Source organism: Corallococcus sp. 4LFB (assembly GCF_046520365.1).
Classification (GTDB): Bacteria; Myxococcota; Myxococcia; order Myxococcales; family Myxococcaceae; genus Corallococcus; species Corallococcus caeni.
Genome location: NZ_JBKGHJ010000349.1, coordinates 1 through 9,500, shown reverse-complemented (window position 1 = coordinate 9,500; position 9,500 = coordinate 1). Strand labels below are relative to the sequence as shown.

The window sequence follows — 9,500 nt, the reverse complement described above, 5'->3', positions numbered from 1 at the left end:
GGCATCGCGCCCACCGCCGACGCGGCCGTCTGCGTGAGGTTGTTCTCCAGCGGCGTGTACGGCACGCCGCGCCTGCGCCCATAGGCCGCCAGGCCGCTGAACCCCAGCACCGTCGCGGTGATGGAGCCCGAGTCCCACCAGCCCGTCTTCATCCCCATGTAGAGGTTGGTGACGGCCAGCAGCGCGCCGATGAGCAGCCCCATCCCCAGCGACCGGGCCGTCCACTCCCGGCCCTGGGAGGCCGCCGCGCCCGCGAGCCCCAGCCCGGCCTCCGTCACGGGCACCGGCTCCACCGGCCCCGCCGCGACCTCGGGAGGAGCCGCGGGGTGGCCGGGGGAGGCACTCATCGAGACGCCTCCGCCGAGCGTCCCACCAGCTCGCGCAGCTGCGTCAGGTCCAGCGGCTTGCTCAGCTTGAGGTTCGGTACGTCGCGCAGGAACGACATCGTGCGCGGCGTGAACGCGCCGCCGGTCATGAACACCATGCGCCCCGCCTGCTCCGGCGCAGAGCGCCCCAGCTCGAAGTACAGGTCCATGCCCGTCATCCCCGGCATCATCACGTCGCAGAGGATGAGGTCGAAGCGGCTGCCTTCGCTCACCAGCCGCAGCGCCGCCTGCGCGCTGTTCGCCGTGGACACCTCGTGCTCCGTCGCCAGCGAGCGCTGCAGCGCCACCGTCACGTTGGGCTCGTCATCCACCACCAGGATGCGCGCCCGCGCGCCCGCCGGCGCCGTCGCGGACAGCCGCGGGTAGAGGTCCGGCTCGTGCGCCGCCGAGCGCAGCACCACGCGGAAGGTGCTGCCCTGCCCCGGCATGCTCTCCGCGTGGATGGAGCCGCCCATGGACTCCACGATGCCGTGGCAGATGGACAGCCCCAGCCCCGTGCCCACGCCCACCGCCTTCGTGGTGAAGAAGGGGTCGAAGATGCGCCCCAGCACCTCCGGCGTCATGCCCACGCCGGTGTCGCGCACCTCCACCACCACCTTGCCCGGCTCGCCCGGACGGATGATGGCGCGGATCTCGTGCTCGGTGACGGAGGACGGGTCCTCCGGGATGGCCTGCGCCGCGTTGAGCAGCAGGTTGAGGAACACCTGGCACAGCCGCGCCTCGCTCGCCTCCACCGCGGGGACGGGCTCGAACTCCGTCACCAGCCGCGCGCGGTGGCGGATGACGTTGTCCGCCATCTTGCACGCCAGCTCCACGGAGCGGCGCACGTCCACCGGCATGGGGCGCGACTCCTGCTCGCCGCGCGCGAAGACTTTCAGGTCCCGCACGATGGTCGCGATGCGCTCCGCGCCCTCGGTCGTCTCGCGCACCAGTTGCTGGATGGAGGCCACCGGCTGCGACGGGGCGCCCTGGGCCTCCAGCTTCTCCAGCCCCTCGCGGATGAGGTGCAGGTTCACCAGCATGTACGCCAGCGGGTTGTTGATTTCGTGCGCCACGCCCGCGCCCAGCGTGCCCACGCTGGCCAGCCGGTCCGCCACCACCAGCCGCGCCTGGAGCTGCCGGCGCTCGCTCAGGTCGCGGTGCACCATGATGTTCGCGATGACGCGCCCTTCCGCGTCGCGCAGCGGCACCACCACGGACTCGCAGACGCACGCCATGCCGTCCGCGCGGCGGAACTCCAGCTCCCCGCTCCAGCGCCCGTGCACCTCCAGCGCGGTGAGGATGGCGCCCGTCAGCCGGTCCGGCTCACCCGGGTGCAGCACGCTGAAGAGCGTCTGCCCCATGGCCTCCTTGCGGCTTCTGCCGAACATCCGCTCCGCGCTGGTGTTCCAGTCAATCACCCCGCCCGCCAGGTCCGTGATGACGACGCCGTCGGAGATGCTCTCGAAGATGAGCGCCTGGCGGTGCAGCTCCAGCTCCGCCTGCTTGCGCGCGGTGATGTCCATCACCGTGCCCGTCACCCGCGCGGCTGCCCGGATGCGTCCAGCAGCACGTCGCCCTTGCACGAAATCCAGCGGAAGCCGCTGCCCGGGGGCTCGATGCGGTACTCCACGTCCACCTGCGAGCGCTGCTGGAGCGCCGTGGCCAGCCCGCGCGCAAGCGGGGCAGATCCGCCGGGTGCACCACCTCCTCCAGGTCCATGGCGCGGCCGGACAGCTTGCCCACGGCCAGGCCCAGCAGCCGGTCCACGTGCTCGCTCCACGTCACCTGCCCGCTCTTCGCGTTCCAGTCCCAGATGCCCACGCGCGCGGCGGACAGCGCTTGCCGCAGCTGCTCCTCGCGCTGCTCCAGCACCTCGCGCCGGGAGAAGCGGAACACCGTCACCGTGCCCACCTGGAGCCGGTCGCCCTCCTGCAGCTCCGCGGTGGACACCGGCAGCCCGTTGAGGAACGTGCCGTTGGTGGACTCCAGGTCCGTGACGAGGCACGAGCCGTCCGGCTTGCGCACGATGCGCGCGTGCTTGCGCGACACCCCGTGGTCGTCGATGCGCACCTCCGCCTCCGAGCCGCGCCCGATGACGTGCTCGCCCGGCTCCAGCCGGTACGCCTTGCCAATGGCCGCCGGCGTGGTGGTGCTGATGAGGATGAGGCACGCCCCGGTCGAGGACGGGGCCGTCATCGACTGGCCCGCGCAGGTCGTGAGCTCGTCCACCAACGTCATCATGTATGCCAGCCCCCGGGCGTTGCCCTGCGCTCGGGCCGGCAGTGTCCTCGCCGCCTGTCGTGCATGACGCCGCGCTCCGTGTGGGCCCGAAGTCCTGGCCCGGACTCCAACCATACCCCAACGGCTTCCAATGAACGTCCCCTACACCTGCAGGGCAGGGAGCGTGACTCCTGGTGAACGGGCAGACAGGCAGGCACGACAGCCAACCCGGCGCGGGTACTCGCGACCCACCCGTGGATGGTAGGGTGCGGGGCATTCATGGCGGCGGACTCCGAGAGCACCTTCCGCATCCAGGCGCGCGCGGCCGCGAACGCCACGGACAAGGGGCACGACACACCCAGCCGTCCCGAGCGCGGGCCGGGCACGCTCGCGGGCGAGTACGTGCTCAAGGGCATGCTGGCCGCCGGTGGCCACGGCAGCGTCTACGAGGCGGAGCACCGCATCCTGGGACGGCACGCGGCGGTGAAGGTGCTGCACTCGCACCTGGCGGACCAGGGGGAGATGCTCCAGCGCTTCGTGCGCGAGGCGCGCGTCGTCAATCAGATCCACCACCCGAACATCGTGGACGTCTACGACTTCGGGCTGATGCCGGACGGCAGCCCCTACTACGTGATGGAGCTGCTCTCCGGGCGCACCCTGAGCCAGGTGGTGCAGGAGCGCGGGCGGCTGTCCGCGTCGCGCGCGCTGGCGTACCTGGAGCCCATCTGCGGCGCGCTGGAGGCGGCGCACCGCGCGGGCGTCGTGCACCGCGACCTCAAGTCCAGCAACATCCTCGTCGTGGAGGAGGGGGAGAAGCCCCGGCTGAAGCTGCTCGACTTCGGCATCGCGAAGCTGATCCAACAGGAGCCCGGCCAGGAGGGGCTCACCACCGCGGGCCAGCGCCTGGGCACCGCGCACGCGATGGCGCCCGAGCAGTTCCGGGGCGGGCGCATTGGCCCGCCCACGGACGTGTACGCGCTGGGCGTGCTGCTCTACCAGCTGCTCACCGGCCGCTACCCGTTCCAGTCCGATGACCGGCTGGAGCTGGAGCGGATGCACCTGGAGGCCCCGCCGCCGCGCCCCAGCGTGCGCGCGCCGGTGTCACCCGCCATGGACGCGGTGGTGCTGCGCTGCATGGACAAGGACGCCACCCGCCGCTACCCCAGCGTGAACGCCTTCCTCACCGCCCTGCGCGAGGCCGCCGAGGAGCCCGGCCAGGTGGAGGGCCAGACGCGCGCCGTGCTCGCGGTGAACGCGGAGGTGGTGCTGCCCTCCACGGACCAGGACGACGACACCGTGTACGCCGCGCTCGCGGGCGTGCTGGACACGCTGGAGCAGGGCCTGCGCGAGGAGGGCTTCCTCCTGGCGCTCCAGACAGGCACCACGCTGCTGGGCGTGCGGCCCCTGTCCGCCGACACCGCGCCCGCCCGGACCCTTCAGGCCCTGCGCGAACTGCACGCGGAGGTCCAGCGGCTGGCGGAGTCCGCCCACGCCCGCGTCCACCTCTGCCTCCACCATGGTGAGGCGGAGACACGCGGCGAGGCCGGCGAGGCCGAGGTGGTAGGCGGCCCGGTCACGCATGTGGCAACCTGGAACGTAAGGGACCCCGGTGGTTTCGCCCTCACCCGTCCCGCCGCACAGCTGCTCGAAGGTCCTCCCCCGCAGTGAGCCGTCCCCGCCGTCCCCCTTCCTCCTCCTCCCCCCTGCCGCATCCGCTACAGGCCTGTGGTTCCATGCCCTTCACCGGCACACGTTTGACGCCGTGAGAATTGGACCCACACCGTAATTTTTTGACGAAGCGGTATTTATTTTCCATCCTGAATCCGTCACGATTCCCCTGTCTGACAGTTTCAGCACCTTTCTGGCTGAAAGCCTGGACTGCCTGACATTCTGGAAGTCGGTCCTCCGACTTCCCCCTCGAGCGGGAGCCCCCTACATGCGCCTCACCCCTGCTTTTCGGTCTGGAAGTGGATGCAGCCAGTGGTGGAACCGAGTTGCCTCACGCCAACCCCTGAAGGCGGTGTTGATGACGGGGGCGCTGCTCGCCCTCGTGGGTTGTGGCGGCGCGATGCCCGAGGACGCCCCGGGGGCGGACCTGGCGTCCGCGGATCAGGCGCAGCAGGTGGACAACGGCCTGTCCACCAACGGCCTGTCCACCAACGGGCTCTCCACCAACGGGCTCTCCACCAACGGCCTGTCCACCAACGGCCTGTCCACCAACGGCTTCAACGACTGGTTCACCCAGAACCCGGACACGGCGCCGACGCTGATGGCGTACATCGTGAAGTGCGCGGTGCCCGCGGGCCAGACGCGCACCTTCCTGTCCCTGACGACGGGGGCGAAGTACACGTGGCAGGGCAGCCTGGGCCTGGCGCCGGGCTGGGCGGCGGGCATTCCCGCCACGGTGCCGGAGCAGCAGGCGGTGAGCGCGTGCCTGGCGGCGCACGCGAACAAGTACGGCCTGCACATCGCGCTGTCCGTGCTGGGCCGCACGGCGGAGGGCGCGGCGGTGCCCTACTCCGCGGAGGAGCTGTCGCAGTTCAGCGCGAAGGAGGCCTGCTTCTTCGGCAACCTGTTCACGGACGAGGGCCTGTTCGCGGCGCGTGATCGCGACTTCAGCACCGCGGAGAGCTCCACGCGCGCGTGCGGCCTCACGCTGGACGCGGACACCTGCGCGCCCATCACCAACATCGGCAGCTGCGCGCAGTTCTGCACGAAGGGCGACCCGAGCCAGCCCTACTACACGCAGTGCACGTACAACGGGAAGACGTACCCGGCCATCACCACGCGCGTGCAGCCCACGGAGCTGTTCCGCTGCGGCGACGGCGTGTGCCAGTTCACCGAGCACGCGGGCTCCGGCACCACGGCGGACAGCTGCCTCGCGGACTGCGGCGCCTGAAGCGGACGCACCTGTCGGACCGCCGGTGAAGTGCTGGGCATGAACGGCCTCGGCCCCACCTCGGGCCGCGTGTCCAGAAGGCTCGGGCGTGCGGTGGGTTGCTTCCGCGCGCCCGAATCCCAGTGGAAAATGACAGCCGGGACGTGAACGTGGGGGGTGTTCGCTCGACGGCACCCTGGACTCGCGCACACCTTGCCGGGCACGAGGCGGCGGTGTTGGATGGTCCTCCACAGGCCGGGCCCGGCGTAGGGACCACCGCCACGAGGAGCGGTGACGGCCGCGGATGGAGTCGGGTGGAGCGGGCCGCGATGACGTTACGAGCGAAGGTCGGGCGGTTGGCGGCGATGACGCGGCGGCGGGGCACGCTCCGCCATGCCTTCGAGCGCCTGGAGCCCAAGGCCCGGTGCGCCGAGCAGACGCCCTGCGCGGACAACCGGCTGCTGGAGGAGACGGTGCGCGAGCGCACCGCGGCGCTGGAGGCCGCCAACGCGAAGCTGTCCAGCAGCCTGGAGCAGCTGCACGCGACGCAGACCCAGCTGCTCTTCGCGGACCGGCTCATCGCGCTGGGGCGCATCGCGGCGGGCGTGGGCCATGAAATCAACAACCCGCTGGCCTTCATCCTGAGCAACCTGGAGTACATCCACCAGGAGCTCCAGCAGAAGGAGCGCCTGTCGGAGCAGGACCGGCAGGAGATCCTGGAGGCGCTGGCGGAGACGCGCGACGGCGCGGAGCGCATCCGGCTCATCGTGCGCGACCTGCAGACGCTGTCGCGCGCGGAGGACGTGGGCAGCGGGCCCGCGGAGCTGGCCGCGGTGGTGCGCACGGCGGCGAAGATGGCCATGCACGAGCTGCGGCACCGCGCGCGGCTGGTGGTGGAGTGCGACGGCGTGCCGCCGGTGCAGGGCAACGGCTCGCGGCTGGGTCAGGTGTTCCTCAACCTGCTGCTCAACGCGGCGCAGTCCATCTCTCCGGGCAACGCGGAGGGCAACGAGGTGCGCGTGGTGGCCCGCCCCGGGGAGCCCGGCCACGTGCTGGTGGAGGTGCGCGACACCGGCTGCGGCATCGCGCCCGAGCACCGCGAGCGCATCTTCGACCCCTTCTTCACCACGAAGGCGGTGGGCGTGGGCACGGGGCTGGGGCTCGCGGTGTGCCACGGCATCGTCACCTCGCTGGGCGGCACGCTGACCATGGAGAGCGCGCCCGGCCGGGGCAGCATCTTCCGCGTGTCCCTGCCGGTGGCCGGCGCCTTCGTGCAGTCGCCGCGCTCGCAGGCCGACTGGACCTGAGCGGCGCCCCCTTCAGTCTCCGCCGGGCGGCTTCACCCCCAGCGCCCGCTGGAGCATCCCGCCAAGGACTTCCCGGAAGCGCGCGTCCGACGCCGCGTCCACCGGGCGGCCCAGCACGGGCAGGAGCACCTCCCGCGCGAGCATGAACCACTGCGACGCGCACAGCGCCACGAGCAGCGTCATGTCCACCGCGTCGCGCGACGGCGGCGGCGTGCCCTGCGCTTGCGCCACGCGGCCGGACTGGAACTCCAGCGCGTCCGCCAGGAGCCGCAGGCCCTGCGCGCTCGCCAGCGGCATGTGCTCGGTCCGGCCGGTGAGCAGCGCCCAGGCCATCAGCCGGCCGTGCTGCCCCTGCTGGATGACGGTGAAGAAGCGCTCGAGCAGCTCTCCGGCGCCAGGCGGCGTGTCCGCCGCGAGCAGCTGCTCCCGGAAGGACGCCGCCAGCAGCTCGTTGCGGCGCAGGAGCACCTCGCGCACCAGGGCCTCGTAGGTGCCGAAGTAGTGCGTGACGAGCGCATGGCTCACCCCCGCCGCCTTCGCCACCGCCTGGAGCCCCACCCGGTCCGGCCCCTGCTCCACGAGCAGCGGCTCGGCGGCCTGGAGGATGGCCTCGCGCGCCGCCTCCGGCGTGCGCCGCTTCCGGGGCGCGGCGGGCTCCGCGGGACGACGGGGAGCAGGAGTGCGCCGGGCCGGAGCCCGTCCCGGAGGACGCTTGGGTGCCATCCCGGCGCATCCTAGCCACCGCGCCCCGTCCTTCAACGTGCCGGCGCTATTGTCAGATTTGACAATGGGCTGGGTCCGTCACTATCAATGGGGTATCCGGGCAGGCATGGCCCGGGGGTGTGCTGGCCCTCGCGAGGTCCGTGATGCTGATGCTGCTGCCCCAGAATCCGTCGCTGCCCCTGCTGTTCCTCCTGGTCCTCTTCATCACGGGGACCATCAAGCTGGTGACGGTGACGGGCGGGTGGCTGGTGTGGCGCACGCGGCTGGCGGAGCGCTTCCGGGTATACCGGCGGGAGCTGGCGAAGGGGCAGCTGCGCAGCGAGGCGCTCGCGGCGGTGGGCGTGGTGCTGACGGACGCGGTGCTCATCGCGACGTTCCGCTACTTCAGCGGGCCCCTGGTGGCGCCGTTCAACCTGACCCGGGCGCTGTGGTCCTACGCGTGGATGTTCGTGGGCTTCGAGGTGTGGTTCTACGTGACGCACCGGCTGCTGCACCTGCCGCGCTTCTACCGCTTCCACGCCCAGCACCACGTGGCGCAGGTGACGGAGCCGCTCACCGCGCTGTCGTTCTCCGTGGCGGAGCGGACGGTGCTGATGGGCGGCGGGCTCGGCCTGCACTTCGCGGCCATGCACCTGATGCCGGGCACGCAGGTGGGCATCCTGGCCTACATGATGACCAACTACCTGCTCAACGCCTTCGGGCACGGCAACACGGAGTGGCTGCCGGAGCGCTTCGTGACGTCCTGGGTGGGCCGCGTCTTCTTCACCCCCACGTTCCATGCGCTGCACCATGCGCGCTACCAGGGGCACTACGGCCTCTACACCGTGGTGCTGGACCGGTGGTTCGGGACCGCGTTTCCCGACTATGCGCTCGTGCATGCGCGCGCCCGCGCTGGCGAGGGGCTCACGCGCATCGGGGAGCGGCTGGCGGTGCCTCCGCCCGCCCCTTCCGCCCCCGCGGTGCCCCAGGTGCCCGAAGCCCGCCAGGCGCTCTGAGGTCCGCCGGGCCCCGACGTCCCAGGGTGGGCGCCAGGCAAAGGGAGCCGTGGGCCGACGGACAGTCCGCGCGGAGGACGACGAGCGGGAGGGATGGCATCCGGGGGGGCCGGCCCTAGAATCGGGCGGTGAACTCCCGGCAGGACGTCATCATCATCGGCGCGGGTGCCAGCGGAACGCTGCTGGCGGCCTGTCTCTTGCGGGGCGCCCGTTCGCCCCTGCGCGTGGCCCTCGTGGAGCGGGGGGAGCGCCTGGGACGGGGGGTCGCGTACTCGACGACCAGCGCGCGTCACCTGCTCAACGTGCCGGCCGGCCGCATGAGCGCCTGGGTCGAGGACCCGGAGCACTTCCTGCGCTGGCTGCGCGTGGAGGCGCCGGACACGCCGCCGTCCGCGTTCGCCGAGCGCCGCCGCTATGGCCAGTATCTGGAGTCGGTGCTGAAGGAGTCCGCCGCGCGGGCCGCGCCGGGCGTCCAACTGGAGACGCCGCGCGACGAGGTGACGGCGGTGGTGGACACCGCGGACGGCGTGAAGGTGTCGCTGGCGAGCGGCGCCAGCCTGGAGGCGCGCTGCGGGGTGCTGGCGCTGGGCAACGCGCTGCCCGCGGACCTGCGCGTGCCGGACGGCGGGCTGTACGCGAGCCCGCGCTACCACCGCTCGCCCTGGATGGCCGGGGCGCTGGAGGGCATCGGCTCCGGGGAGTCGGTGCTGCTCGTCGGCACGGCGCTCACCATGGTGGACACGGTGCTGTCGCTGGGCGAGCGCGGCCACCAGGGCACGGTGCACGCGCTGTCGCGGCACGGCCTGCTGCCGCACCCGCACCGCGCGCAAGGCGCGAAGACGCCCGCCGCGGCGGAGCCCCTGCGCATCCGCGAGCTGTTGCGCTCGGTGCGCCGGGAGATGGACCGCTGTCGCGACGCGGAGACCGCCACGCAGGCCGCGTCCCCTTCCGCGGAGGGCGTGGTGCCGTTCAGCACGCTGCGGATCCGCGACGTGCTGCACGCGATGCG

At 72.1% G+C, this 9,500-nt stretch carries 7 protein-coding genes and 1 pseudogene; 5 read left to right on the top strand and 3 right to left on the bottom strand.

Annotated elements, in window-relative coordinates:
- Positions 1–347 (bottom strand): OPT/YSL family transporter (locus ACLEQD_RS29755; RefSeq protein ID WP_410388687.1); only part of this gene is annotated, 347 nt, incomplete at its 3' end.
- Positions 344–2,606 (bottom strand): annotated as a pseudogene (locus ACLEQD_RS29750) (PAS domain S-box protein). The pseudogene ACLEQD_RS29750 and the gene ACLEQD_RS29755, both read right to left, overlap by 4 nt.
- Before the next feature lie 261 nt (positions 2,607–2,867).
- Here ACLEQD_RS29750 and ACLEQD_RS29745 point away from each other — a divergent pair.
- The 3 genes from ACLEQD_RS29745 to ACLEQD_RS29735 all read left to right on the top strand — a co-directional run bounded on the left by ACLEQD_RS29745 (position 2,868) and on the right by ACLEQD_RS29735 (position 6,773).
- Positions 2,868–4,256, top strand: coding sequence for a serine/threonine-protein kinase (locus tag ACLEQD_RS29745; RefSeq protein WP_410388685.1), 1,389 nt, complete (start codon positions 2,868–2,870; stop codon positions 4,254–4,256).
- A gap of 358 nt (positions 4,257–4,614) precedes the next feature.
- Positions 4,615–5,487 carry a hypothetical protein gene (locus ACLEQD_RS29740; RefSeq protein WP_410388683.1) on the top strand — a complete coding sequence of 291 codons (873 nt, stop codon included), beginning with the start codon at positions 4,615–4,617 and terminating at the stop codon, positions 5,485–5,487.
- Positions 5,488–5,795: 308 nt separating this feature from the next.
- Positions 5,796–6,773 (top strand): sensor histidine kinase, encoded by a 978-nt coding sequence (locus ACLEQD_RS29735; protein WP_410388681.1) that lies wholly within the window; start codon positions 5,796–5,798, stop codon positions 6,771–6,773.
- A 12-nt stretch (positions 6,774–6,785) separates the two neighbouring features.
- On the opposite strand, the gene ACLEQD_RS29730 is transcribed toward ACLEQD_RS29735, so the two are convergent.
- On the bottom strand, positions 6,786–7,496 hold the full coding sequence (locus ACLEQD_RS29730) for a TetR/AcrR family transcriptional regulator (RefSeq protein ID WP_410388679.1): 711 nt from the start codon (positions 7,494–7,496) through the stop codon (positions 6,786–6,788).
- Between the two features lie 119 nt (positions 7,497–7,615).
- Between ACLEQD_RS29730 and ACLEQD_RS29725 the strand changes: the two genes are divergently transcribed.
- Together ACLEQD_RS29725 and ACLEQD_RS29720 are read left to right on the top strand one after the other, a co-directional pair.
- Entirely contained in the window at positions 7,616–8,491 is an 876-nt protein-coding gene (locus ACLEQD_RS29725; RefSeq protein ID WP_410388677.1) for a sterol desaturase family protein, read from the top strand.
- A 128-nt stretch (positions 8,492–8,619) separates the two neighbouring features.
- The coding region (locus tag ACLEQD_RS29720; protein ID WP_410388675.1) for an FAD/NAD(P)-binding protein at positions 8,620–9,500 on the top strand (881 nt) is incomplete at its 3' end.